The sequence below is a fragment of the Atlantibacter sp. MEI4A-1023 genome (assembly GCF_056155425.1).
In genome coordinates this window covers 3,910,585-3,935,651 of record NZ_CM149568.1, presented here as the reverse complement: position 1 = coordinate 3,935,651, position 25,067 = coordinate 3,910,585, and the positions used below count along the sequence as shown (strand labels likewise).

Below are 25,067 nucleotides of genomic sequence, written 5' to 3'. Positions count from 1 at the left end.
ATCATTCCAGGAGAACAGATATGCAGAGTAAATTAACGCGGCCACTGACTAAAGTCGCGATGGCGCTGGCAATTGCTGGCTATTGCACGCTTCCTTCAGCAATGGCTGCGCCACGAAGCACCGCACTCAATCAGAACGCCCTGCAAAGCGCGGCGCCGTTGCAAAGTGCGTCAGGCTGGCAGGTAAGCGGCTCAACGGGCACGATTATCGGTACCCTACCAAAAATCAAGCTGCCCGGTGCAGCGGCCACCGATGACGGTCAACATGTCAAAGTTGAAATCGATCGTTCCGGGCGTACCGGTGGGACAACGGCCTCCACGGAAGGTGAAAAACAGCTCCATGTCGGTGATAAAATTACCGTCAGTTGGGACATCAACGATATAGAAGGCGATACGGATACCACCGACCTGACAAAGAAAACCATCAAGTGGATGTGTTATTCCGATCAAAGTAAGTCCAACGGACGCGTATTGCAGGGCGATGGCACGGACGGCTCAGCCTCGTACACCATCGGTGATGGCGATGCAGATTGCTACATCGGTTTGCAAATTACGCCCACTACGGAAACCGGCGATCCACGCGTGGGGACATTAGTGGACCTGGCCGATCTCTCCAGCGCGACGGGCGGCGGTTCCGACAGTGATGATATTCCTGAAGGCCCGGTTGTTGACGCTAACGTTAACGTCACCATTTACGACGCCGCTGACACCACGGTCAACCTGTTGAAAGACGCCACCGTTAAACTGCATACCGGTCATACCTATAAGGTCAAACTGTGGAAAGACACCAACGCCAACAACAAATATGATGATGGTGTTGATACCGGTCTTACCAGCAAATATGACTACATGTGGGTGTTCTCGGGCCAGAGCGCGACAGCCGCCACCTCCGGTGACTCCTCGGTACAGAACCAGGATCTGGTTATTCCTGCAACCAACACGGAAGCGAAGAGCGTCCTTAGCAGCGCAGGCGCAGACGGTGTTCAGGGCAACAGCCTGTCCATCAAATATAAACGTAAATAACCTTCATCAGCGCCATTCCCGTAAGGGAATGGCGTCTCTGGCGAGTGAATTTTGCGAAGCCCACCGTTTGGCAAAATTTATTTTATCGATATGTCGCAGTCACAATAAAACAGCCGAGTTTTTTATGTTTCAACACGCAACATTAAAAAAGAACTTTCACTTTTTAATGCTGGCAATCATGACTTGCCTGACACTTTTTTCTGCACGCGCGAGCTCGGAAGAGGGAACCTGGCAGCGGCTTCGCGCTGAAACCGGCACTATAGACGGGACGCGTCCGAGTGCCGATGGCGCGATCCTTCCTGTCTACCAGGGCAGTATTCAGCTCGACCCCGCAAAAAATTACGCTGTACCCTATACCGCCAAACCCGGGAATTTCACCACTGATGCGACAGCCAATCGTTTAATTGTGGTCAATCCACGTGATACGGAAGGCGATTTGTTTTCCGCGCCGCCAAAAGTGCAGTGGCAGGATCAGCAGGTTCCGGGGACCAAAGTAGTATGGGCGGACGCCGCATCGCCTGATATCCCGCTTGTCCCCCAGCCCATAAACAACCAAACCTTTTGCGCTCAGAATCTTGCCGGACGTCACTTAGTGGTTTGGTCACAGCCAGACTCCACTTCAACGATCCCCTCGCTGTTTCTTTTTACCCTGACCGGTTCGCCGATAAGCGGATTACTGGAACTGCAAGAGAAAAAGGTGGCTGTTGATGTCGCGACGGCGACCGGCGACCCGCTGAGCTTGTCCGCCAGCCATTTTGACAGTGTTCTGAATGCCGCCAGGGTCAAAGCGGGAGAAACCATCACCTTAACCATCAACACCAAAGACTGTGCGGGCGAGCCGTTGGGTAACGCACCGTTCACGATTACCCGTAGCGATGCGCTTAACCGTCAGGGCGAAGTCAACAATGCCGCGCCAGTTCGCGTCGGGAATATGGAGCTAACAACCCCAGAGACGGTATTTCGTGGCGTAACGGATGAGAACGGTACGGCAACGGTAACGGTGTCGCAGGATAATGGACCGGGCGTCAAAACTACGCTTAAAGTGGCCTCTGAGTACGTGCCGACTCAGGCAGAAAATATTGAGGTCATTTTCACCACACTGACCAGCCCGGATAGCGTGAAAGCCGCCATGTGGGGCCATATGGCGGAAAGCACCACGGTGAAGGGATACACGTTCACTCGCCCCCGGCTTGCTGCGGAAACGAGTGGCGCTAACAGTACCGTGGCCGATGCTAACGAGGTCTGGGCGCTATTTGACTGGTCAGGTGCTGATGAACACTGTAAACAGAAGCTGCCTGACGTACGGCAACTCAGCGGCCTGGCGCTTGCGCAGATGGGCTCAACGGTCCAGAACACCCTGGGTTGGCCACTTGGCAATAATGATTACTGGTCCGACTCTGAAGGCGGCGCGGGGCTGCACCTGGCCGTAGATATGCGTAATGACGATGTCCGTGTGGGCAGCGATGCGGGCAATATGCTGGCGAGCTGCGTTGATGGACAGGCACCAGCCATTGCGCCCAACATCACCCTGGCGCTGGATAAATTTAATGATGATCTGAACGCCGGGGTGGCACCGACCGAGGAATCTATTGTGATGAAAGTCAGTATCACCGACAGTGAGACTGGCGAAAAACTGCCCTATTTTTACTACACCCTGGCGTCTGGCCAACCTCATAACCGTAAAAATGAAACCAGTGACGACTGGCAAAACAACCCGGTACTCATGGCGGGTGAGCATCTGAAGCAGAAAGATGCTCACTATTATCAGGGCGTCACCAATGCAAACGGCGAGGCCACCATCACGCTGACGCAACCGAAAGGCGCCGGCGTACGTACAACGATTACCGCCCGGTTGCGAGAGGGGTATACCGCGACAGACGCAAAAGATGTGATTTTTACTGTCGGTACCAGCCCGGACAGCGATAAGGCCAGGATGTGGGGCCATATGAAGAGTGGCGTCATGGTCGATAACCAGCTGCTTTCGCGTCCTTTACTGGCGGATGAGACAGAAAAAGAAACCGGCTCGATGCCAGAAAACAATGAAGTTTGGGCCACCTACAATACGCTCAGCGCGGGAACAGAACAGTGTGGGCACGGGCAGGTGGCTCCCGCTGCGCTCCTTAATAGCCTCTACCAGGCGAACCCTGATAACCAGATGGCGTTAACGCAGGGTTGGCCAACTGGCAAAAATCTCTATCTCGCCATTGATAGCAATAATGGTAGCGCGCAGAGCGTTAATCTGGCGACGGGAATAAGCCAGACGTTTATCCCTCCGATGCCGAGCTATTTAACCTGTAACGCAACGGGGTTGGTAACGCAGATTCAGGTACTGACCGGCGGCGATGCCGCCCTGCGTAAAGCAAAGGCTAAAGTTGGCGAAACCATTAAACTCACCGTAAAAACGGTGAACGCCTTTAACGGCAATCCCGTACCTAATAGCGCATTTACTGTGACCCCGGCACATGGCCTAAACCGTCAGGGTTTGGCGGAGTACACGGACAATACCCAGGGCGACTTGATGATTAATGGACAGCACCTGAGCTTTTTGAATCCGTCATCGAAAACCTATCGGGGCACTACGGATAGCTCAGGGGTCGCGCAGTTGGACATTACCCAGCCAAATGGGGTCGGGGTTGATACGCCGCTGACAATCGCGCTTGTGGACTCAACTATCGCCAATGCCATTAAATATGATGTGATATTTACCGTGCTGACCAGCCCTGACAGCGAAAAGGCCAACATGTGGGGGCATATGAGCGATACGCTCACGGCAGACGGTAACATCTTCGAACGCCCGAAACTGAAAAGTGAAGTCACGTCGGCCACGACCTTCATGAACGAAAATAACGAACTCTGGACGCAGCCCACCAGAGCCAGCGTCAACAATCCTGATGCGGGTGGATGCGCGGCCGGTCATCTGCCACGCAGCGACCAACTCCTCTCGCTGTACAATGCTTATGGCCGTAACGTTATTCCCTCTGCCGAAGGGTGGCCGATAAACGGGTATTACTGGTCCTCGACCTCCTCCGATCCTTCCGGCAACGCCTGGTATGCGCAATCTTTGGCGAATGGCAACCAGATGCAAGCGTCCAGCTATACCGCTCAATATGTTACCTGCCTTAAAGAGGCGATTCCTGAAGTCGCGCGAATCGAACTTGAGCCTGTGGATAGCGAGCAATGGTCACAAACGCTTAACGCTGCGAAAGTCAAAAAAGGTGACACGCTGAAGCTAAAAGTGACCACCAAAGACAGCGCGGGCAATCCTTTCCCGAACGCGCCGGTGGTGGTGGCGCGCAGCAATGATTTTGATCGCCAGGGCAATGAAATTTTTGGCTCTTACGTACGCCCGGTTGACGTTAACGGGATGTCGCTTGCAAATTCAAATTCAGTCGTAAACCTGGTCACTGGCGAGGACGGGACGCTTGAACTTACGGTGACACGCCCGGATACGCAGGGAAGCAGAACCGCGATCCATGTCAAATCGAGCTACGACAACACCATCTCCGCCAGCCTTGATACGATCTTTACTGTAGTAACCAGCCCTGATTCGCCAAAAGCGCTCTGGTGGGGGCATATGGCGGAAACCGTCACGACAAAAGAGGGATACGTATTCCAGCGGCCACGTTTGTACAGTGAATTATCCCTGCCCAGCCAATACACATGGCAAACGGAGAACAATGAAAAATGGGCTCTGTTCACCTACAGCCAGGCGCAGGATAGCAGTCATGAGGGGTGCGGTACGAACTACATTCCTGAGGAGGCTATGCTGCAAGCGCTCTACAACGCCAATCCGCGAAACGCAATGTCATTCAGCCAGGGATGGCCGGTATATACAGGCTACTGGAGCAGCACGGTAGACAGTTCGATGGTTCACAACCAAAGCTATAAAGCTATGTTGCTCGATGTTGGCATCACCTACAGTAGCGTGCCCACACAGCGCAATTACCTGACCTGCACCAACCAGGAACGCACCAAAGTAGGCCAGATTGTCCTCTCTTCTGAACAGTACGTCGCTGAACTGGACGCAGCCAAAGCGCATGCCGGACAGAAAATCGTGATCAAGGTCCAGACCCAGGATGCGCAGGGAAATAGCGCGCCGGGGGCGTCGTTCACCCTAACGCGCGGTCCAGGCAAGAGCCGGGATAACGTCGTCTATCATTATACGCTGGAGATAGGGTACGCAGGTGGGTATCCGCAGTCGCTTGATAGCGGAGAAAAATTTTTTGGTGTGACTGATACCAATGGCCAGGCGTCGATTGAAGTTGAGCAGGATAACTCACCGGGCTTGAAAACGCCGTTGACCGCGGCATTGTCTGACGACCCAACTATCGCTCAAACGATGTCGGTAATTTTCACCACACTCAGCAGCCCGGATACGTCAAAAGCCCGAATGTGGGGGCATATGACAGAAACGGTTAAGACTGCTGACGGTCTGGCGTTCCACCGTCCGCTACTGGCAGCAGAAATCTCCAGCACGACATCGAGCTTTAACTATCGGGGCGAAGACTGGGCGAGCTTGACGTCACAGGAAGCCAAAGCGTTAACCCTTCAGGGTTGCACAGCCGCTTATCAACCAGTCATGAGCGAACTGCTCAAGCTATATCAGGAAAATAGCGGCGGAAAGCTTGAGGAAAACAATGGGTGGCCGGTGAGATTCTCAAGAAGTAATGGCAACTGGTGGGCATCGGATAAAGCGCCAGCGAATGGGTTTGATCAATACATTAACCTGAGTTCAGGTTTGGTAGCCTCAACCAGTTCAATCGTCCGTGAAGGCATGATCTGTTTATCAGTGCCGCATACCAGCGCAAAGTAGCAATGAAAAAACCCACCGCAGCCCGACGTGGCTGTGGTGGGTTTAGATATGAGATCAATTCATCCAGCGATCTTTCTTCTTACGGCGCGGGATCATATGCGGAAGCAGCAGGCCCAGCAGCAGGCCGACGCCTAACACGCCGCCGCCGTACATAAACCACTGCATAATAATAGTGCGCTGCTTGTCGTCGAGTTGCAGATTAGCGGCGTTGACTTTTTTGCTCGCCACAATCAGCTCATTTTTCAGCTTCTGATTTTCTTCTTTCAGACCGTTGATGGTGCTGTCGCTGGCGGAGACCTTCTTCTGCATGTCCGACGTGCGCTCGTTCCAGGTCGCATCAATGTTGTTCAGCTTGTCGGTCAGCGTCTTGACCTGATTTTCCAGTTCCGGCACGCGGGTGCGCAGGCTCGGTTCGGTATTCAGTTCTTTAAGGGGGATCCATGCGGTACGCCCGTTGCTGTCACGTACCTGACCATAATTCGTTGACTCATTAGTCTGTAACAAGGTGACGGCTTCACCCGCGTTCAATGAACCCACCAGACGATAGTTGTCGCCGGGGCCACTGCGAACCCAGGTGGTCAATTCATCGGAGACGTAGCGTTTCTCTTCGCTATGGGCCACAGTTGAAACGCTAAGCGCGAATAAAGTCAGGCAAATCAGGCGTAATTTAGGCATCAGGTCTTCATTAATCGTTATTCGTGGGATGATAGTAGTGCAACAGTTTGACGATGCGAAGCGCAAACCTGAATGAGAATCATCCTGGTACATCAGTGACTGGCGCACTGCCAAAGGGTTTGTCGCTCGTCTAAAACGCCTTCGGCGTGGCATTTTAGCGGAAAATACTATCTACTGACAAAAAACAGGCCCGTAAGTTCGCCGGACATTCACGCCGGTGTGACGCAACCGTAAGTAAAAAGGCTATGGCACAAGAAATCGAACTCAAATTTATCGTACTTCCCGACGCCCTTGAGGCCGTGCGCAACGTTCTCAACGGACTTTCCGGCGAGCATCACGCTCCCCGTCAGCTACTCAACGTGTATTACGAAACGCCCGACAACCAGCTGCGCCGCCACGATATGGGGCTGCGTATTCGTGGCGTTGATGGTCGCTATGAAATGACCATTAAAACCGCGGGTCGCGTGACCGGCGGCGTACACCAGCGCCCGGAATATAATGTCGCTCTGGACAGTGCCGAGCTGGATTTAGCGCGTTTCCCGGTAGATATCTGGCCCGAAGGGCTGACGGCTGAGGCGCTGCAAAACCAGGTAACACCGCTGTTTAGCACCGATTTCCATCGTGAGAAGTGGGTGGTTACTCACGGGGAAAGCCGTATTGAGCTTGCGCTCGATCGGGGTGAAGTCAAAGCGGGAGAGCACAGCGAGCCGCTGTGCGAGCTGGAAATGGAACTGCTCGACGGGCAGCTTGCCGATCTCTTAAAGCTGGCGCGTCAGCTGGTGGCGGTTCCCGGTCTGCGGCAGGGTAGCCTGAGCAAGGCCGCGCGCGGTTATCATCTGGCCCAGGGCAATGCCGTGCGGGCTATCCGTCCGCTGACGGTAATTAAAATGCCGCCTAAGGCCACTGTTGAACAGGGGCTGCAAACGGCGCTGGAGGCTGCGCTGTCCCACTGGCAATACCATGAAGAGCTGTGGGTACGCGGAAATGCGCTGGCGAAAGCGCAGGTTCAGCAGGCAATCGGCTTGATTCGCCATATTCTGGCGCTGTTCGGCGGCGTTATCCCCCGCAAAGCGAGTACTCGCTTACGTGATTTACTGACCCAGTGCGAAGTGTCGTTGGTCTCGGAAGCCTCGGCGGAAACCCTGGTGTTTAGTGGCGAAATCAGCACCGCTAAGCTGGCGTTGACCGAGTGGCTGTTAACCCAGGGCTGGCAGCCGTTTGTTGATGAGAAAGACCGCCGCAAGCTGGACGACTCCTTTAAGCGCTACGCCGATATTCACCTGTCACGCCACGCCGCCGAACTGAAACAGGCGTTTTTGCAATCCTGCGGTGAGCGCTACCGCGATCAGCTGCCGCGTTTATACCGCGAGCTGGACGCTATTCGCACTCTGGCGGGTGTTTACGATACCGAAGTGGCTTTGGACTGGATCGACACCTGGGACGCGCTGCGCCATGCCATCGAAAACGGCTTACGCGGCGATATCGAATCCCTGCGCCATGAAGCCATCGCGCAATCGCCGTTCTGGCTGCACAGCGGAAAAAAATAAAAGGACCCCACCATGACGCCGCTCTCACCCTTACTGCAGCAACACGCTGAAAAAGTGCTGGCTAATCTGCCTGAGCCGTTGTCGGGCCCTGTGCTGGACGACGATGCGCAGGCGATGCTGGCCTTCAGCGATTTCGTGCGCGACGGCCTGGCCGCGCACCCGGAATGGCTGGACGAGCTACGCGGCAGGCCGCCGGAAGCCAACGAAGAACGCCATTACGCGGTCTGGCTTCAGGAGGCATTGCAGGCGGTGAGCGATGAGGCGCAACTTATGCGCGCGCTGCGTCTGTTCCGGCGACGGATCATGGTGCGTATCGCCTGGGCGCAAACCCTGAATCGGGTTACTACGCAAAGTACCCTGTCGCAACTCAGCGTGCTGGCCGAGACGCTGATCGTCGCCGCGCGCGACTGGCTGTGGGCGTCCTGCTGCCGTGAGTGGGGCACGCCGTGCAATGCCCAGGGCGAGCCGCAGCCGTTGATGATCCTCGGGATGGGGAAACTCGGCGGTGGCGAACTCAACTTTTCTTCTGATATCGACCTGATCTTCGCCTGGCCGGAAAACGGCGTCACCCAGGGCGGACGGCGCGAGCTGGATAACGCGCAGTTCTTTACCCGTATGGGCCAGCGGCTGATCAAAGTGCTCGACCAGCCGACCCAGGACGGTTTCGTTTACCGGGTGGATATGCGTTTGCGCCCGTTTGGCGACAGCGGCCCGCTGGTGCTGAGCTTCGCGGCGCTGGAGGATTATTACCAGGAGCAGGGGCGCGACTGGGAGCGCTACGCCATGGTGAAAGCGCGCATTATGGGCGATAACGATGACCGCTGGAGCCAGGAGCTGCGCGCCATGCTGCGCCCGTTCGTGTTCCGCCGCTATATCGATTTCAGCGTGATCCAGTCGCTGCGTAATATGAAAGGGATGATCGCCCGTGAAGTGCGGCGGCGCGGCCTGACCGATAACATCAAACTGGGCGCGGGCGGCATTCGGGAAACCGAGTTTATCGTCCAGGTGTTCCAGTTGATTCGCGGCGGACGCGAGCCGACGCTGCAATCGCGCTCGCTGTTGCCAACGCTGGAAGCCATCGACGCGCTCCATCTGCTGCCGCAGGGCGATGCGGAACACTTACGCGATGCCTACCTGTTTTTACGCCGTCTCGAAAACCTACTGCAAAGCATTAACGACGAACAAACCCAGACGCTGCCGGGGGACGAACTAAACCGCGCGCGTCTGGCCTGGGCGATGGGCGAGCCCGACTGGACGGCGCTACAGACCACCTTAGCCGGCCATATGACGGCGGTACGGCGCATATTCAACGAGCTTATCGGCGATGACGAACCCGATGCCAGTGAAGACAAACTGGCTGAAGGCTGGCGCGAATTGTGGCAAGACGCCCATGATGCTGACGTTTCCAGTCCGGTGTTAAGTCACCTGGATAGCGACAGCCAGCGTCAGGTCGCGGCGCTGGCGGCTGAATTCCGCAAAGAGGCGGATAAACGCACCATCGGCCCGCGTGGAAGGCACGTGCTGGATCTGCTGATGCCGCGCCTGTTAAGCGAAGTGTGCGCCATGCCGACGCCTGCCGTTCCGCTGGGACGCATTACGCCGCTGCTGTTGGGTATCGTGACCCGTACCACGTATCTGGAACTGCTCACCGAATTCCCCGGCGCGCTGAAGCATCTTATCCGGCTATGCGCCGCCTCGCCGATGATTGCCGGGCAACTGGCGCGTTATCCGCTGCTGCTTGATGAACTGCTTGATCCGAACACCTTGTACCAACCTACGGCCACCAACGCCTATCGCGATGAGCTGCGCCAGTATTTACTGCGCGTCCCGGAAGATGATGAAGAGCAACAGCTTGAAGCGATGCGCCAGTTCAAACAGGCGCAACTGCTGCGCGTGGCGGCGGCGGATATCGCAGAAACCTTGCCGGTAATGAAAGTGAGCGATCACTTAACCTGGCTGGCGGAAGCGATGATCGACGCCGTGGTGCAACAGGCCTGGACGCTGATGGTCTCGCGCTATGGCGCGCCCACGCATCTTCAGGGCCGGGAAGGGCGCGGTTTCGCCGTGGTGGGCTATGGCAAATTAGGCGGCTGGGAGCTGGGATACAGTTCCGATCTCGACCTGGTGTTTTTGCACGATTGCCCGGCGGACGTGATGACTGACGGCGAGCGGGAGATCGATGGCCGCCAGTTCTATCTGCGGCTGGCCCAGCGCATCATGCACCTGTTCAGCACACGCACCTCGTCGGGCATTTTGTATGAAGTGGATGCCCGTCTGCGCCCGTCCGGCGCGGCTGGAATGCTGGTGACCACTGTCGACGCCTTTGCCGATTATCAGCAAAACGAGGCGTGGACCTGGGAGCATCAGGCGCTGGTGCGCGCCCGCGTGGTCTATGGCGATCCGAAACTGTGCCATGATTTTGACGCCATCCGCCGGGAGATTTTGTGTAAAGCCCGTGACGGTGCCGCGCTGCAAACCGAAGTGCGCGAGATGCGCGAGAAGATGCGCGCCCATCTTGGTAACAAACATAAAGCTCGCTTCGATATTAAAGCCGATGAAGGCGGAATTACCGATATTGAGTTTATTACCCAGTATCTGGTGCTGCGTTTCTCTCACGATGCGCCGAAGCTGACGCGCTGGTCTGATAACGTGCGCATCCTCGAGTTGCTGGCCCAGAACGACATCATGCCGGAAGAGGAAGCACGCGCGTTGACCCATGCTTACGTCACGCTGCGCGATGAATTGCACCATCTGGCGCTCCAGGAACTGCCCGGCCATGTAGAGCCCGGCGCCTTCCAGGCGGAGCGGCAGCAGGTGACCCAAAGCTGGGCGGCATGGCTGGGTAAGGCATAAAAATGTGTGCGCAGGGAATTGTGATATTATCCCGCGCAAATTTGGTATCTCTCAGGAGAGTCTGGAATGAAAGTAACGCTGCCCGAGTTTGAACGCGCAGGCGTCATGGTGGTGGGCGATGTCATGCTCGATCGCTACTGGTATGGCCCCACCAGCCGTATTTCCCCGGAAGCCCCGGTCCCGGTGGTGAAAGTCGATAATATCGAAGAACGGCCCGGCGGCGCGGCAAACGTGGCGATGAACATCGCCTCGCTGGGCGCGCACTCCCGTCTGGTCGGCCTGACCGGCATTGACGATGCGGCGCGGGCGCTGAGCCAGGCGCTGGCTAACGTCAACGTGAAATGTGATTTTGTGTCGGTGCCGACTCACCCGACCATCACCAAATTACGGGTACTTTCCCGTAACCAGCAGCTGATCCGCCTCGATTTTGAAGAGGGTTTCGAGGGCGTTGACCCGGAGCCGCTGCACGAGCGCATCAACCAGGCGCTGGGCAATATCGGCGCGCTGGTGCTGTCTGACTACGCCAAAGGCGCGCTGGCCAGCGTCCAGCAGATGATCCAACTGGCGCGTAAAGCGGGCGTCCCGGTGCTGATCGACCCGAAAGGCACCGATTTCGAACGTTATCGCGGTGCGACGCTGCTGACGCCGAACCTGTCGGAATTCGAAGCCGTGGTCGGCAAATGCAAAACTGACGCGGAAATCGTTGAGCGCGGCATGAAGCTGGTGGCTGATTATGACCTCAGCGCGCTGCTGATCACCCGCTCCGAGCAGGGCATGAGCCTGCTGCAACCGGGTAAAGATCCGTTGCATCTGCCGACCCAGGCTCAGGAAGTGTATGACGTGACCGGTGCGGGCGATACCGTGATCGGCGTGCTGGCGGCCACCCTTGCGGCGGGCAACTCGCTGGAAGAAGCCTGTTTCTTCGCTAACGCAGCGGCGGGTGTGGTAGTAGGCAAACTCGGGACCTCTACCGTGTCGCCAATCGAGCTGGAAAATGCGGTACGCGGTCGTGCCGATTCCGGTTTTGGCGTGATGGACGAAGAAGCGCTGAAGCTGGCGGTAGCCGCGGCACGTAAGCGTGGTGAGAAAGTGGTGATGACCAACGGCGTGTTTGACATCCTGCACGCCGGGCATGTGTCCTATCTGGCTAACGCCCGCAAGCTGGGCGACCGGTTGATTGTGGCGGTGAACAGCGATGCGTCCACCAAACGCCTGAAAGGGGAGACCCGTCCGGTTAACCCGCTGGAGCAGCGCATGATCGTGCTGGGCGCGCTGGAAGCCGTGGACTGGGTGGTATCGTTTGAAGAAGATACGCCGCAGCGCCTGATCGCGGGAATTCTGCCTGACCTGCTGGTCAAAGGTGGCGATTACAAACCAGAGGATATCGCGGGTAGTGAAGAGGTTTGGGCCAACGGCGGCGAGGTGCTGGTGTTGAACTTCGAAGACGGGTGTTCAACCACCAATATCATCAAAAAGATCCAGAAAGACAGCGGTAAATAAAATAAATTGGGCCTTCAGTGAAGGCCCAATTTTTTACAGCGGTTTTTCGTCGTCAACCGGCGGGACTGCCGGCGCAGGCTGGATCACATCGACTGGCGGGATAGCCGGTGCTGGCGCAGCGGGTTGTGCAGACGTATTGCTGCTTTCCAGCGCGCTGATACGCTGCTCCAGCGCTGCCAGCTTCTCGCGGGTGCGCAGCAGGACCTGCGTCTGTACATCAAATTCTTCGCGGCTGACAAGGTCGAGACGCGTCAACTGCGACTGTAAAACCTGGCGGATTTTCTTTTCAACATCATCCCCGAATTCACGAATGCCTTTTGGCATGGATTCATGAACCTGGCGGGCAATCTGCTCAATTTTTTTCGGGTCAATCATGGCGGTTTCCCAGTGCGTGAGTTACATAACCTCTTATTGTAATGCCTGTTTCCGGGAGGAGAAACCGGAAATGTATGAATCTAAGTAATAGCACAAACCGATTTATTTAGGTGGCTGAATACATTGCCGACAATAATCATTGGCGTTATAGTAATCCCGCTTATTCTCAGGGCGGGGCGAAATTCCCCACCGGCGGTAAATCAGTTTACTTGTCCACAGTATTTCACGTCGCAGCAAGGCGGCAACCGAGAGAATCACCGGGAGTTTAGTTAACTAAATGACCGATGTGAACGAGGGCAGCCAACGCAGCGGCGGCGTGAAAGACGCAGGACAAACTGAAAGCCCGCGAGCGCTTCAGATGTTTTTAAAAACGCTGAAGGTCAGCAGATCCGGTGTAATTCCGGGGCCGACGGTTAAAGTCCGGATGGGAGAGAGTAACGATCAAGTTGGGCATACGGCCCACTCACGTTATTTTTTTGCCGTTTTACGACGGCACTCCTAAGACCGCCCTGATTCTGGTAACCATAATTTTAATGAGGTTTTTTTACCATGAATCAGACGCTTCTTTCCTCTTTCGGTACCGCATTTGAACGCGTTGAACTCGCTCTGACCGCTTTGCGCGAAGGCCGTGGCGTGATGGTGCTCGATGATGAAGACCGTGAAAACGAAGGCGATATGATTTTCGCCGCCGAAACCATGACCGTTGAACAAATGGCGCTGACTATTCGCCACGGCAGCGGCATTGTGTGCCTGTGCATCACTGAAGATCGCCGTCAGCAGCTCGATCTGCCGATGATGGTCGAAAACAACACCAGCGCCTACGGTACGGGTTTTACCGTTACCATTGAAGCCGCGCACGGTGTGAGCACCGGGGTCTCCGCTGCGGACCGCGTGACCACCATCCGCGCCGCTATCGCCGATGACGCTAAGCCTTCCGATCTGAACCGTCCGGGCCACGTGTTCCCGCTGCGCGCCCAGAACGGCGGCGTGTTAACCCGTGGTGGTCACACTGAAGCCACTATCGATCTGGTGACGCTGGCGGGTTTCAAACCGGCGGGTGTACTGTGCGAACTGACCAACGACGACGGCTCAATGGCGCGCGCGCCGGAGTGCATCGACTTCGCCGTGAAACATCAGATGGCAGTCGTGACCATTGAAGATCTGGTGGCTTACCGTCAGAAGCACGAGCGTAAAGCCAGCTAATCTTGTCAGATAATAAAAAGCCCGGTGACATCAACCGGGCTTTTTTACATCCAGAGAAAACGATCAGCCAATTCCGCTGGTTTGCAGCAGCGTCAGGCTTAAACCCATCACCGACATCCCGCACAGCACGCCGTAGCTGGGGTTGTTATTCGGGTCGATCTCTTTCGCCAGCGGCATCAACTCATCTACCGAAAGCGCCACCATAATTCCCGCCACCGCTGCCATAATCGACGCCATCAGCACCGGCGACACCAGTGAGCCGAGGATCAGCCAGGCCAGCACGCCGCCTAAAATTTCCGCCATCCCGGAAATACCCGCCCAGAATATCGCTTTGTATTTGGAGCCTGTCGCGGCGTATACCGGCCCGGCAACTGCCAGTCCTTCAGGAATATTGTGCAAGGCGACGGCAAGGGCAATACCAAAGCCTAATTCGAGGTTATTGCTGGCCGTCACGAAGGTGGCGATACCTTCAGGGAAGTTATGCAGGCTGATGCCGAGCGTCAGCAACAGCGCGGTACGTTTAAGGTTACGCGGCGCGCGCTGGAGATCTTTATCCAGCAGATCCTGAGCATGGGCGTGGGGTAAAATCCGGTCCAGGGCGTAGTAACCCAGCAGGCCGACAATAAACATGCCGTAGCCCAGCATCGGCGACATCCCTTCTTCGCGCAGCGCGGCAGGCAGCATTTCCATCAGGGAAATCAGCAGCATAATGCCTGCGGCAAAACCCAGCGAAAACGCCAGCAGCCGGTTCGACGGCTTCTGGCCGATAACGCCCAGCAGCGCGCCGATAAACGTGGCTCCGCCAGCCAGTAAAGTCAATATAAGAGGGACCGACATCAACAGCTCCTTGGGTTTATGATGCTCAAAGCTTAAAGAACCAGCCGATGAAAATCGACGCGTGGTCAGCGGATTTACATCACACTTACATTCAAATTTCCTGATGATCTCCATCATGGTTATCTGAGTTCTTCTTTTCCCGAATCGGCGTAAGGTTACTCCATCAACATTACCTCGAAGACCAAAGGATAACACCATGAACGTTTCGCGTATGCCTGCACTGTTTCTCGGCCACGGTAGCCCGATGAACGTGCTGGAAGACAACCAGTATACTCAGGCCTGGCGGCATTTGGGCGCAACGTTGCCGCGTCCAAAAGCGATCGTCGTGGTGTCTGCTCACTGGTTCACCCGAGGTACCGGCGTTACGGCCATGGAACAGCCCAAAACCATCCATGATTTTGGTGGATTCCCGCAGGCGCTGTATGACACCCACTACCCGGCGCCAGGTTCACCGGAACTGGCGCAGAGACTGGTCGATCTGCTCGCACCTGTGCCCGTCGCGCTCGACAGGGAGGCCTGGGGGTTTGACCACGGCTCATGGGGCGTGCTGATTAAGATGTACCCGGATGCCGACATTCCGATGGTGCAATTGAGTATAGACAGCACTAAACCTGCCGCCTGGCATTTCGAAATGGGCCGAAAACTTGCGGCGCTGCGTGATGAAGGCATTATGCTGGTGGCGAGCGGCAACGTGGTTCACAACCTGCGTACCGCCCGCTGGCATGGCGAAAATACGCCGTATCCGTGGGCGACCGCGTTTAACGATGTGGTGAAAGCGAATCTCACCTGGCAAGGGCCGGTAGAGCAGCATCCGCTGGTGAACTTTCTCCAGCAGGAAGGAGGCAACCTGTCCAACCCGACGCCGGAGCACTTTTTACCGTTGCTGTACGTACTGGGCGCGTGGGATGGCAGCGAGCCGGTTACGGTGCCGGTGGACGGTATCGAGATGGGATCGTTGAGTATGCTGTCAGTGCAGGTTGGTTAAAAAAGGGCGCGATATGATTCGCGCCTTTTTTATTACTCGATAAAGATATGCGGATAAAAGCGCGAGAGATCCTGGGTGATTAACGCCCGATCTTCACGGATGCCGATCCCGGCAGGTTGATCGTTGATGAGCCAGCTGCCGATCAGCGTATAGCTGTCACCAAACTTCGGCAGCGGATAAAATTGCTGCACGATCATGCCTTCCTCGCCATACGGCCCCTCGACTTTTTCCAGCGTTTGACCGTTTTCAATGATGGTGATGTTGGCACCCTCGCGGGAGAAAATCGGCTTCACGACGTATTTGTCCATCGGCGGGTGATCGTCTTCGGCGAAATAAGCGGGCAGCAGGTTAGGGTGGTCAGGGAACATTTCCCACAGCATCGGCAGCAGCGCTTTGTTGGAGATAATGCTTTTCCAGGCCGGTTCCAGCCAGCGTACGCCCGCATCTTCCAGCTTGGTGGAGAAGATCTCACGCAGCATGTATTCCCACGGGTACAGCTTGAACAGGTTGCTGATCACCTGATCCTGCGGATCGGTAAACTGGCCTTTCTCGCCCAGACCGATGTCGTCGATATATAAGAACTCACTCGCCACGCCTGCTTCTGCGGCGCAGTCCTGCAAATATTGCACCGTACCGCGATCTTCTACTGTGTCACGGCAGCAGGCGAAATGGACCAGGTTGAAGCCGTGCTGCTCTTTCAGCTCCGCGAAGCGCGCGATCACCTTTTCTTGCAGGCTGTTGAACTGATCGCTGTTGGCCGGGAGCTTGCCCGCATTGATCTGATCTTCCAGCCAGATCCACTGGAAAAACGCCGCTTCATACAGCGAGGTGGGCGTATCGGCATTGTTTTCTAACAGCTTCGGATCGCCGACGCCGTCCCAGGCCAGATCGAGACGCGAGTAGAGCGACGGCTGCTGGCTGCGCCAGGACTGGCGCACAAATTCCCAGGTGTGTTTCGGGATGCGGAATTTGGTCAACAGGGCATCGCTGGCAATAACTTTCTCCACCACTTGCAAACACATCTGGTGAAGTTCGGCGGTAACAGCCTCAAGACGCTCAACCTGGCCGAGCGTCAACTGGTAATAGGCTTCTTCACACCAGTACGGCTCGCCGTACATGGTGTGGAAGTTGAAACCGTATTCAGTGGCTTTTTCGCGCCAGTCCAGGCGCTCGCTAATGGCAATGCGTTCCATCTATCAACCGCCCATCGAACGGTTGGAGGTGCCGGTTGCCGAGCTACGCTGCATCGCGGACTGCTTCGCCACTGACTCGCCAAAGCCGCCACGGGTCACGGTGGTGGTGGTCGCCGGTTTCGGTGCCATCGCAGTTTTTGGAACCGTCATGGTACGGCCCGGTTGCGCTGCGCCATAGCTCTTGCCGCTGGCATCATTGTACTGGCCATACGCCGGGCTTGCCGGGTTGCGGGAGCTGAACAGCGGCTGCTGCGCGAAGCCCGCGCCGCCGCCCATCATGCGTCCCATCATGTAGCCCGCCATTAACGGCATCCAGAAGCTGCCGCCGCTGTGAGCCTGCGCCTGGTTTTCACCCGCAACGCCCGCCTGAGCAGGGGCCTGTTGGCACTGGTTTTCACCGAATTCCGCCACGCAGTCTTCGCGGGTGGCGTATTTTGGCGCGGTGCGCTCGGCTTCTTTCAGGGCATTATTGTAAGCCGTGGTACATTCGGCGCTTTTGCCCGGGTTAGCGGCCGAACAGTCGTCGGCGTTCTGATAAAGCGAGACAGTCTCATCGCTCTTTTCACAACCCGCGAGCATAAACACGGCAGAGACCGCCAGTGCAACCGGCGTTAAGTGGCGCGCGCTAAAGCTTTTGCGAAACGTCGCATGATTGATGGATTTTGTCCGTTTCATTTTATCTTCCTGAACCCAGTGATAATGCAAAGAATTAACTTCAAAGGATAGAGGATGAACGGTCGAAATTAAAGCGGCGGGCGCGCCGGGCGCGGATCTTTACGTTGCCTTACGAAGTTTCGGGGGGTGATTCACACCCCCCGTCGCAGGCTTAATTGCGGAACGGATTTTTACCGTTGCTCTGCGTTGCGGAGGCGGGTTGCACCGCGCTCGCTGGCTGAGCGGCTGGCTGGGTCTGTGCGCTGGTGGTGGCGTAGCCATCCGCAGCGGCATCCTGCCGGGAGTTTTCCGGTGCCACGATTTCAGGCGTGGTAGAAACCGGTTTGCCCAGGTTGCTGTTGAGGATCTGCAGATCCTGCTCGTTCAACGTTCCCAGCGCGGATTTAATATTCAGCTGGTTAATCAGGTAGTTGTAACGGGCACTGGAGAGCTGCTGCTTCGCGTTGTACAGCGTAGTGGTGGCATCCAGCACATCGACGATGGTACGGGTACCCACTTCGTAACCGGCTTCTGTCGCATCTAATGAACTCTGGGCAGAAACCACCGCCTGTTTATAAGCGTTGATGCTGCTGATAGAGGCATTGATGTTATTGAAAGACGAACGCACGGTTTGCACCACGTTGCGGTGTGCGCTTTCAAGCTGCTCGCTGGCACCCACAAAGTTGTACTGCGCTTGTTTAACCTGGGACGTCACCGCGCCGCCGCTGTAAATCGGTAGGGAGAAGTTAATGCCGACTTTGTTCTGACCGACGTTACTGTCGTTATACTGGGCGGTATTGGTCGCGGAGCCGCTGTAAGAGCTGTCAGAAATGCCGGTCGATGCGGTCAAACCCACTGTCGGCATATGGCCGGTTTCCGCCAGGCGAATCTGCTCGCGCGCCAAATCCTGGCTCAGACGCGCCTGCAACAGCGCCAGGTTGCGATTTTCCGCTTCTTTCAACAGATTGTTGACTGAATCCGGTTTCGCGGTTTTGAACGCGTCCACGTTCAGCGAAGCCAACTGCGGGTAATAGTTGCCGGTCACCTGGCGCAGCTGTTCCAGCGCGTTATCCAGATTGTTGCGGGCGGTGACTTCGTTCGCCAGCACGTTATCGTATTGGGAACGGGCGTTCTGCACGTCGGTGATCGCCACCAGGCCCACGTTAAAACGCTGGGTGGTCTGGTCTAACTGGCGATAAATCGCCTGTTTCTGCGCTTCGGTAAAGGAGAGCGCATCGATCGCGCTCAGCACGTTAAAATACGCGGTCGCGGTGTTCAGGATCAGGGTTTGCTGATCGGTCTGGAAAGTGACGTCCTGAATCCCGGCGCTTTTTTCCTGAAGCGTTAACTGACGCCATTTCGACATATCGAAAATAGTCTGGGTCAACGACAGCGATGCGCTGGTGGTGTTGGAGTTAACGCCATTCGCATCGCGGTAACCATTACTGTAAGAGTAGTCTGCGCCAAGGCCGAGCTGCGGTAATAAAGGACTGCGAGCTTCGTTGATTTTTTCGAATGCGGCATCACGATCGGCGGCGGATCTACGCAGGTCCGGGTTGCTCAAACGTGCTTGCTGATAAACCTGTAACAGGTTTTCTGCCTGGCTCATGGCGCTGAATCCGGTAAGGCTCAGGCCGATAAGAATGGGGAGCAGTTTCTTCATTTGCATTCCTTGTTGTGAAGCAGAATTTGTTTATTAGCGCTGACAGAAGTCGAAAATTGTCGCCGATTTTAGCAGAATCCGCGATATGTGAAGATTGGCCTTCTGTGCCTTATGCCATTAAATTTCATCAATCTACCATATTGGCGTTATAACGACAGGTAAACTGAGTTGAATACGTTCACCACCACCCTCATTTATAACAGGCTTTGATCATGAGTAAACCAGACGATCGTGCAGTGACTTTCACAAAAAACGATGTAGAAATTATTGCACGGGAAAAACTGTACCGCGGCTTTTTTTCGTTAGATCTGTATCGTTTTCGACACCGCCTTTTTAATGGTGAAATGAGCGGCGAAGTGCGGCGTGAAATTTTTGAGCGCGGTCATGCTTCAGTCCTGCTACCCTTTGACCCTGTGCGTGATGAAGTGGTGCTGATCGAGCAGATCCGTATCGCCGCGTATGACACCAGCGACACCCCGTGGTTGCTGGAGCTGGTCGCCGGGATGATTGAACCTGGCGAAAGCGTGGAGGAAGTGGCGCGTCGCGAAGCCATGGAAGAAGCAGGATTGGTAGTGGGACGCACGAAGCCAGTATTGAACTATCTCGCAAGCCCTGGCGGCACCAGCGAGCGGTTATCGATTCTGGTGGGTGAAGTGGATGCCACGCAGGCCGAAGGTATACACGGCCTGGTGGAAGAAAACGAAGATATTCGTGTTCATGTGGTAAGCCGGGAACAGGCATACCAGTGGGTAAAAGAGGGGAAAATCGATAACGCAGCCTCAGTCATCGCACTGCTCTGGCTGCAACTGCACTATCAAGAAATACGTCAAGAGTGGAACACCTGAATATGAAGCGCTATACCCCCGACTTTCCAGAAATGATGCGCCTTTGCGAAACCAATTTTGCAATTTTGCGCCGCTTACTGCCGCGAACGGATGCAGTGGGCGAAACAGTGAGCTATCAAGTCGGCAGCGCGCAATACCGATTAACGATTCTCGAATCCACCCGCTACACTACGCTCGTGGAAATCAAACAGACCGTGCCCGCTATTAGTTACTGGAGCCTGCCGTCAATGTCGGTGCGGCTCTATCATGACGCGATGGTGGCGGAAGTGTGTTCAAGCCAGCAGATCTTTCGCTTCAAAGCACGTTATGATTACCCGAATAAAAAGTTGCATCAACGCGATGAAAAGCATCAGATTAACCAGTTTCTTGCTGATTGGTTGCGCTACTGCCTGGCGCATGGAGCGATGGCGGTTCCGGTTTGTTAGCGTCGTGAAACCTAAGGACACCCTTTGGAACGTTTGTTGAATCTTCCTGTTGCGGATGGGGCGAGCGTCAGGATTTTACAAATTACCGATACCCACCTGTTCGCGCAAAAAAGCGAAACGCTGTTGGGCGTCAATACCTGGAGTAGTTATCAGGCTGTGCTGGAGGCTATCACGGCACAGCAGCGCCCGTGCGACCTGATCGTCGCGACCGGCGATTTAGCGCAGGACCATACGCCGGAGGCTTATCAGCACTTCGCGCAGGGTATCGCCGTCTTCTCTGCGCCCTGCGTCTGGCTGCCGGGCAACCATGATTTCCAGCCCGCCATGTTCAGCGCGCTTCAGGATGCGGGCATCTCCCCGGCGAAGCAGGTGCTGTGCGGCGACAACTGGCAGATCCTGCTGCTGGACAGCCAGGTGTTCGGCGTTCCTCACGGTGAATTAAGCGAATATCAACTGGATTGGCTGGAAACGAAGCTGGAGGAAAACGCCGAGCGGTTCACCTTGTTACTGCTTCATCACCATCCGTTACCGGCAGGATGCAGTTGGCTGGATCAACACAGCTTGCGTAACGCGGGTGAGCTGGACGCGGTGTTAAGCCGTTTTCCGAATGTGCGTCACCTGCTGTGCGGGCATATCCACCAGGAACAGGATCTCGACTGGAATGGCCGCCGTCTGCTGGCGACGCCGTCGACCTGTGTCCAGTTCAAACCCCATTGCGCAAATTTTACCCTTGATACCATCGCCCCCGGTTGGCGCTGGCTGGAGCTGCATGCCGACGGTACGCTGACCACCCAGGTCGAACGCCTTGAGGGGACGCAGTTCAATCCTGATACCGCGTCTGAAGGCTACTGATGTCCACGCTTCTCTACCTGCACGGGTTCAACAGTTCGCCACGCTCTGCGAAAGCAACCCTGTTTAAAGCCTGGCTTGAACACCACCACCCGGCGATTAAGATGATCGTGCCGCAACTGCCGCCGTTTCCCTCCGATGCGGCGGAACTGCTGGAGTCGCTGGTGCTGGAGCACGGCGGCGAAGAACTGGCGGTGGTGGGCTCGTCTCTCGGCGGGTATTACGCCACCTGGCTCTCCCAATGCTTTATGCTGCCAGCGGTGGTGGTTAACCCGGCGGTGCGCCCCTTCGAACTGCTGGTCGACTATTTAGGCCAAAACGAGAACCCCTACACCGGGCAGCAATATGTGCTAGAGTCACGCCATATTTACGATCTCAAAGTCATGCAAATCGACCCGCTGGAAGCGCCGGATTTGATCTGGCTGCTCCAGCAGACCGGGGACGAGGTGCTTGATTATCGCCAGGCAGTGGCTTACTACGCTTCCTGCCGGCAGACCGTGATTGACGGGGGTAATCATGCCTTTGTGGGCTTTGAAGATTATTTCTCACAGATTGTCGATTTTCTGGGTATTGAGTAATTCTGCCCGGATTCGATGCCGTTTCTCTCTGAACGAATAAACCATGACGCAATCCTATAACGCTGATGCCATTGAGGTACTCACCGGGCTTGAGCCGGTTCGCCGCCGTCCGGGGATGTATACCGATACCACTCGTCCCAACCACCTTGGGCAGGAAGTTATTGATAACAGCGTGGACGAAGCGCTGGCGGGCCATGCCAAACGCGTAGACGTAATCCTCCACGAAGATCAGTCGCTTGAGGTGATTGACGACGGGCGCGGTATGCCTGTCGATATCCATCCGGAAGAGGGTGTACCTGCCGTTGAGCTGATCCTGTGCCGTCTGCACGCCGGGGGTAAGTTCTCTAATAAAAACTACCAATTCTCAGGCGGCCTGCACGGCGTGGGGATCTCGGTGGTCAACGCCCTGTCGAAGCGGGTTGAAGTGAACGTTCGTCGTGACGGGCAGATTTACAACATCGCGTTCGCTAACGGCGATAAAGTGAAAGATCTGGACGTGGTCGGCACCTGCGGTAAACGCAATACCGGTACCAGCGTCCATTTCTGGCCGGATGAATCCTTCTTCGATTCCCCGCGTTTTTCAGTTTCGCGCTTAAGCCATTTGCTGAAAGCCAAAGCGGTGCTGTGCCCCGGCGTGGAAATCACCTTTAAAGACAAGGTGAACAACACCGAACAGCGCTGGTGCTATCTCGACGGGCTGAATGATTACCTGAGCGAAGCGGTCAACGGGCTGCCGACGCTGCCGGAAAAACCGTTTATCGGTAATTTCTCCAGCGATACGGAAGCGGTTGACTGGGCGCTGCTGTGGCTGCCGGAAGGCGGCGAATTGCTGACCGAAAGCTACGTTAACCTGATACCCACCATGCAGGGCGGGACTCACGTTAACGGCCTGCGTCAGGGCCTGCTGGACGCGATGCGCGAGTTTTGCGAATACCGCAACATCCTGCCGCGCGGCGTCAAACTGTCGGCGGAAGATATCTGGGAACGCTGCGCCTATGTGCTGTCGGTGAAAATGCAGGACCCGCAGTTTGCGGGGCAGACCAAAGAGCGGCTCTCTTCGCGCCAGTGCGCGGCGTTTGTTTCAGGCGTGGTCAAAGACGCCTTCAGCCTGTGGCTGAACCAGAACGTTCAGGCCGCAGAAATGCTGGCGGAACTGGCAATCTCCAGCGCTCAGCGCCGGATGCGCGCCGCCAAAAAAGTGGTGCGTAAAAAGCTCACCAGCGGACCGGCGCTGCCGGGCAAACTGGCAGACTGCACCGCGCAGGATTTAGCACGTACCGAGCTGTTCCTGGTGGAAGGGGATTCAGCGGGCGGCTCCGCCAAACAGGCGCGTGACCGTGAATATCAGGCGATCATGCCGCTGAAGGGTAAGATCCTTAACACTTGGGAAGTGTCGTCAGATGAAGTGCTGGCCTCTCAGGAAGTGCACGATATTTCGGTGGCGATCGGCATCGATCCCGACAGCGAAGATCTCAGCCAGCTGCGCTACGGTAAGATCTGCATTCTGGCGGATGCCGACTCGGACGGTCTGCATATCGCTACGCTGCTGTGCGCGCTGTTTGTGAAGCACTTCCGCACCCTGGTGAAAAACGGCCACGTCTACGTTGCGCTGCCGCCGCTCTACCGCATCGATTTGGGTAAAGAGGTTTACTACGCGCTGACGGAAGAAGAAAAAGCCGGCGTGCTGGATCAGTTGAAGCGCAAGAAGGGCAAACCGAACGTGCAGCGCTTTAAAGGGCTGGGCGAAATGAACCCGCTGCAACTGCGTGAAACCACGCTGGACCCGAACACCCGCCGTCTGGTGCAGTTGACCATCAGCGACGATGACGATGCGCGTACCACGGCGATGATGGATATGCTGCTGGCGAAAAAGCGTTCGGAAGATCGTCGCAACTGGTTGCAGGAGAAAGGCGACCTCGCCGATCTGGACGTTTAACCGGCGTGATGGCATAAAAAAGGCGATGAATATTCATCGCCTTTTTTGATCCTGAAAGCGCGGTTAAACGCCCTGTTCCAGAATACGGATATGGGTTTCCAGCACGTCACCTTTCACCGCTTCGCTCCACGCTTTCATGTGCGGTGTCTGAAGATGGGCCTCAAGGTGCGGCACGCTTTCCCACTGTTCCAGCATTACGATGGAATCTGGCGCGGTGGACTGGAAGCTTACCTGGGCATTCACATCCACCAGCGGCGCATAGCCGTGGCAACCTTCTTCGGCCAGCACAGCAGGAATAATTTTGGCGAACTGATCCAGTACCGCCTGGCGATGATGTGCGCCCGGACGCGTGCGGATCTCTGCAATAACTGTCAGCATGAAAAACTCCTTGTGATAAATCCGTAAAACAGGAGTCGCAGGCGCGCGCTATTAACACGGCGCACAAACCGCGACTCTCTTGATCAGAATAGAGTAACAGGCATTCAGTTAAGCAAAAATTGCCGCCAGATGCTCGCGATATTCTTGAATATAACGCGGCACGTCCGGCATTTTGATCACGTCATTGGTGATAAAGGTCGGCAGTGGGTCCATGCCCAGGAACTGATTGGCCTTATGGAACGGCAGATACACGCCATCCACGCCCACGCCGTGGAAGAACTGATCTTCATCGGTAAATGCATCAATCGGGGCGTTCCACGTCAGAGAGAGCATATATTTGGTGCCCTGGATCAGGCCGCCGGAGCCGTATTTTTTGCTGGCGTCAGAACGGGTACGGCCATCGCTGGCGTACAGGGTGCCGTGACCTTCAGTGAACACATCGTCGATATATTTTTTCACGGTCCAGGGCGCGCCCATCCACCAGCCTGGCATCTGGTAAATCACCACGTCGGCCCAGACGTATTTCTGCACTTCAGCCTGGATATCGTAATCGCTGTCGGCGCGGGTCACCTGAACATCGTGTCCGAGGTCGCGCAAAAAGCTTTGTGCGACGTCGGTCAGGGTATCGTTAAGCTGGCCTTTAGAGTGCGCAAATTCTTTAGCGCCGTTGATGATAAGCACGTTGCTCATTATTTATCCTCGAATAATTACATTTGGCATGAATAATAGCGGATTG

General features: G+C 55.9%; 21 protein-coding genes. 13 read left to right on the top strand and 8 right to left on the bottom strand.

The window, feature by feature from the left end:
- Positions 1 to 20: 20 nt before the first annotated feature.
- Together ACVV26_RS18620 and ACVV26_RS18615 are read left to right on the top strand one after the other, a co-directional pair.
- Positions 21 to 1,022 (top strand): SinI family autotransporter-associated protein, encoded by a 1,002-nt coding sequence (locus ACVV26_RS18620; protein ID WP_474798691.1) that lies wholly within the window; start codon positions 21 to 23, stop codon positions 1,020 to 1,022.
- A gap of 178 nt (positions 1,023 to 1,200) precedes the next feature.
- Positions 1,201 to 5,835: an adhesion domain-containing protein gene (locus tag ACVV26_RS18615; protein ID WP_474798689.1), complete on the top strand. Its 4,635-nt coding sequence runs from the start codon at positions 1,201 to 1,203 to the stop codon at positions 5,833 to 5,835.
- A 54-nt stretch (positions 5,836 to 5,889) separates the two neighbouring features.
- Here ACVV26_RS18615 and ACVV26_RS18610 read toward each other — a convergent pair whose 3' ends face one another.
- Positions 5,890 to 6,510: a TIGR04211 family SH3 domain-containing protein gene (locus ACVV26_RS18610; RefSeq protein ID WP_312981692.1), complete on the bottom strand. Its 621-nt coding sequence runs from the start codon at positions 6,508 to 6,510 to the stop codon at positions 5,890 to 5,892.
- Between the two features lie 245 nt (positions 6,511 to 6,755).
- Here ACVV26_RS18610 and ACVV26_RS18605 point away from each other — a divergent pair, with 245 nt between their 5' ends.
- The 3 genes from ACVV26_RS18605 to hldE all read left to right on the top strand — a co-directional run bounded on the left by ACVV26_RS18605 (position 6,756) and on the right by hldE (position 12,410).
- Positions 6,756 to 8,057: a CYTH domain-containing protein gene (locus ACVV26_RS18605; protein ID WP_474798686.1), complete on the top strand. Its 1,302-nt coding sequence runs from the start codon at positions 6,756 to 6,758 to the stop codon at positions 8,055 to 8,057.
- Positions 8,058 to 8,069: 12 nt separating this feature from the next.
- Positions 8,070 to 10,910 carry a bifunctional [glutamate--ammonia ligase]-adenylyl-L-tyrosine phosphorylase/[glutamate--ammonia-ligase] adenylyltransferase gene (gene glnE, locus ACVV26_RS18600; protein ID WP_474798684.1) on the top strand — a complete coding sequence of 947 codons (2,841 nt, stop codon included), beginning with the start codon at positions 8,070 to 8,072 and terminating at the stop codon, positions 10,908 to 10,910.
- 66 nt (positions 10,911 to 10,976) lie between these two features.
- Positions 10,977 to 12,410 carry a bifunctional D-glycero-beta-D-manno-heptose-7-phosphate kinase/D-glycero-beta-D-manno-heptose 1-phosphate adenylyltransferase HldE gene (gene hldE, locus ACVV26_RS18595; RefSeq protein ID WP_312981688.1) on the top strand — a complete coding sequence of 478 codons (1,434 nt, stop codon included), beginning with the start codon at positions 10,977 to 10,979 and terminating at the stop codon, positions 12,408 to 12,410.
- Positions 12,411 to 12,443: 33 nt separating this feature from the next.
- On the opposite strand, the gene ubiK is transcribed toward hldE, so the two are convergent.
- Positions 12,444 to 12,785 (bottom strand): ubiquinone biosynthesis accessory factor UbiK, encoded by a 342-nt coding sequence (gene ubiK, locus ACVV26_RS18590; protein ID WP_312981687.1) that lies wholly within the window; start codon positions 12,783 to 12,785, stop codon positions 12,444 to 12,446.
- A 277-nt stretch (positions 12,786 to 13,062) separates the two neighbouring features.
- Here ubiK and ACVV26_RS18585 point away from each other — a divergent pair, with 277 nt between their 5' ends.
- Together ACVV26_RS18585 and ribB are read left to right on the top strand one after the other, a co-directional pair.
- The gene (locus ACVV26_RS18585; protein WP_474798682.1) at positions 13,063 to 13,287 is read left to right on the top strand and encodes a hypothetical protein; all 225 of its coding nucleotides are present in this window, start codon (positions 13,063 to 13,065) and stop codon (positions 13,285 to 13,287) included.
- Positions 13,288 to 13,334: 47 nt separating this feature from the next.
- Positions 13,335 to 13,988 (top strand): 3,4-dihydroxy-2-butanone-4-phosphate synthase, encoded by a 654-nt coding sequence (ribB, locus tag ACVV26_RS18580; RefSeq protein ID WP_312981685.1) that lies wholly within the window; start codon positions 13,335 to 13,337, stop codon positions 13,986 to 13,988.
- Positions 13,989 to 14,051: 63 nt separating this feature from the next.
- On the opposite strand, the gene zupT is transcribed toward ribB, so the two are convergent.
- A complete protein-coding gene (zupT, locus tag ACVV26_RS18575; protein WP_474798680.1) occupies positions 14,052 to 14,825 on the bottom strand; it encodes a zinc transporter ZupT in 774 nt (257 codons plus the stop codon).
- A gap of 196 nt (positions 14,826 to 15,021) precedes the next feature.
- Between zupT and ygiD the strand changes: the two genes are divergently transcribed.
- The gene (gene ygiD / locus ACVV26_RS18570; RefSeq protein WP_474798678.1) at positions 15,022 to 15,810 is read left to right on the top strand and encodes a 4,5-DOPA-extradiol-dioxygenase; all 789 of its coding nucleotides are present in this window, start codon (positions 15,022 to 15,024) and stop codon (positions 15,808 to 15,810) included.
- Positions 15,811 to 15,842: 32 nt separating this feature from the next.
- Here the strand turns inward: ygiD and ACVV26_RS18565 are convergent, their stop codons facing one another.
- From ACVV26_RS18565 to tolC, 3 genes are all read right to left on the bottom strand, one after another.
- Entirely contained in the window at positions 15,843 to 17,003 is a 1,161-nt protein-coding gene (locus ACVV26_RS18565; protein WP_474798676.1) for a glutathionylspermidine synthase family protein, read from the bottom strand.
- A gap of 3 nt (positions 17,004 to 17,006) precedes the next feature.
- On the bottom strand, positions 17,007 to 17,678 hold the full coding sequence (locus tag ACVV26_RS18560) for a DUF1190 family protein (protein ID WP_474798674.1): 672 nt from the start codon (positions 17,676 to 17,678) through the stop codon (positions 17,007 to 17,009).
- 151 nt (positions 17,679 to 17,829) lie between these two features.
- Entirely contained in the window at positions 17,830 to 19,320 is a 1,491-nt protein-coding gene (tolC, locus tag ACVV26_RS18555) for an outer membrane channel protein TolC (protein WP_474798672.1), read from the bottom strand.
- Between the two features lie 212 nt (positions 19,321 to 19,532).
- On the opposite strand from tolC, the gene nudF reads away from it, so the two are divergent.
- The 5 genes from nudF to parE are packed head-to-tail and all read left to right on the top strand — an operon-like array spanning position 19,533 to position 23,953.
- Complete coding sequence (gene nudF / locus ACVV26_RS18550) at positions 19,533 to 20,165, top strand: ADP-ribose diphosphatase (RefSeq protein ID WP_312981659.1); 633 nt, start codon at positions 19,533 to 19,535, stop codon at positions 20,163 to 20,165.
- Between the two features lie 2 nt (positions 20,166 to 20,167).
- Positions 20,168 to 20,590, top strand: a complete 423-nt coding sequence (locus tag ACVV26_RS18545; RefSeq protein ID WP_125293715.1) for a DUF1249 family protein — start codon at positions 20,168 to 20,170, stop codon at positions 20,588 to 20,590.
- A 24-nt stretch (positions 20,591 to 20,614) separates the two neighbouring features.
- Entirely contained in the window at positions 20,615 to 21,442 is an 828-nt protein-coding gene (cpdA, locus tag ACVV26_RS18540) for a 3',5'-cyclic-AMP phosphodiesterase (RefSeq protein WP_474798670.1), read from the top strand.
- Positions 21,442 to 22,017: an esterase YqiA gene (yqiA, locus tag ACVV26_RS18535; protein WP_312981655.1), complete on the top strand. Its 576-nt coding sequence runs from the start codon at positions 21,442 to 21,444 to the stop codon at positions 22,015 to 22,017. The genes cpdA and yqiA overlap by 1 nt, the downstream gene beginning before the upstream one ends.
- 43 nt (positions 22,018 to 22,060) lie before the next feature.
- On the top strand, positions 22,061 to 23,953 hold the full coding sequence (gene parE / locus ACVV26_RS18530) for a DNA topoisomerase IV subunit B (protein WP_312981653.1): 1,893 nt from the start codon (positions 22,061 to 22,063) through the stop codon (positions 23,951 to 23,953).
- Between the two features lie 63 nt (positions 23,954 to 24,016).
- On the opposite strand, the gene ACVV26_RS18525 is transcribed toward parE, so the two are convergent.
- Positions 24,017 to 24,331 carry a putative quinol monooxygenase gene (locus ACVV26_RS18525; RefSeq protein WP_183169578.1) on the bottom strand — a complete coding sequence of 105 codons (315 nt, stop codon included), beginning with the start codon at positions 24,329 to 24,331 and terminating at the stop codon, positions 24,017 to 24,019.
- Positions 24,332 to 24,439: 108 nt separating this feature from the next.
- Entirely contained in the window at positions 24,440 to 25,021 is a 582-nt protein-coding gene (locus tag ACVV26_RS18520) for an NAD(P)H-dependent oxidoreductase (RefSeq protein ID WP_474798668.1), read from the bottom strand.
- Between the last annotated feature and the right edge of the window lie 46 nt (positions 25,022 to 25,067).

Coding starts and splice junctions, on each gene's coding strand:
- ACVV26_RS18620 (WP_474798691.1), top strand. CDS start 21: ATGCAGAGTAAATTAACGCGGCCACTGACTAAAGTCGCGATGGCGCTG.
- ACVV26_RS18615 (WP_474798689.1), top strand. CDS start 1,201: ATGACTTGCCTGACACTTTTTTCTGCACGCGCGAGCTCGGAAGAGGGA.
- ACVV26_RS18610 (WP_312981692.1), bottom strand. CDS start 6,510: ATGCCTAAATTACGCCTGATTTGCCTGACTTTATTCGCGCTTAGCGTT.
- ACVV26_RS18605 (WP_474798686.1), top strand. CDS start 6,756: ATGGCACAAGAAATCGAACTCAAATTTATCGTACTTCCCGACGCCCTT.
- glnE (WP_474798684.1), top strand. CDS start 8,070: ATGACGCCGCTCTCACCCTTACTGCAGCAACACGCTGAAAAAGTGCTG.
- hldE (WP_312981688.1), top strand. CDS start 10,977: ATGAAAGTAACGCTGCCCGAGTTTGAACGCGCAGGCGTCATGGTGGTG.
- ubiK (WP_312981687.1), bottom strand. CDS start 12,785: ATGATTGACCCGAAAAAAATTGAGCAGATTGCCCGCCAGGTTCATGAA.
- ACVV26_RS18585 (WP_474798682.1), top strand. CDS start 13,063: ATGACCGATGTGAACGAGGGCAGCCAACGCAGCGGCGGCGTGAAAGAC.
- ribB (WP_312981685.1), top strand. CDS start 13,335: ATGAATCAGACGCTTCTTTCCTCTTTCGGTACCGCATTTGAACGCGTT.
- zupT (WP_474798680.1), bottom strand. CDS start 14,825: ATGTCGGTCCCTCTTATATTGACTTTACTGGCTGGCGGAGCCACGTTT.
- ygiD (WP_474798678.1), top strand. CDS start 15,022: ATGAACGTTTCGCGTATGCCTGCACTGTTTCTCGGCCACGGTAGCCCG.
- ACVV26_RS18565 (WP_474798676.1), bottom strand. CDS start 17,003: ATGGAACGCATTGCCATTAGCGAGCGCCTGGACTGGCGCGAAAAAGCC.
- ACVV26_RS18560 (WP_474798674.1), bottom strand. CDS start 17,678: ATGAAACGGACAAAATCCATCAATCATGCGACGTTTCGCAAAAGCTTT.
- tolC (WP_474798672.1), bottom strand. CDS start 19,320: ATGAAGAAACTGCTCCCCATTCTTATCGGCCTGAGCCTTACCGGATTC.
- nudF (WP_312981659.1), top strand. CDS start 19,533: ATGAGTAAACCAGACGATCGTGCAGTGACTTTCACAAAAAACGATGTA.
- ACVV26_RS18545 (WP_125293715.1), top strand. CDS start 20,168: ATGAAGCGCTATACCCCCGACTTTCCAGAAATGATGCGCCTTTGCGAA.
- yqiA (WP_312981655.1), top strand. CDS start 21,442: ATGTCCACGCTTCTCTACCTGCACGGGTTCAACAGTTCGCCACGCTCT.
- parE (WP_312981653.1), top strand. CDS start 22,061: ATGACGCAATCCTATAACGCTGATGCCATTGAGGTACTCACCGGGCTT.
- ACVV26_RS18525 (WP_183169578.1), bottom strand. CDS start 24,331: ATGCTGACAGTTATTGCAGAGATCCGCACGCGTCCGGGCGCACATCAT.
- ACVV26_RS18520 (WP_474798668.1), bottom strand. CDS start 25,021: ATGAGCAACGTGCTTATCATCAACGGCGCTAAAGAATTTGCGCACTCT.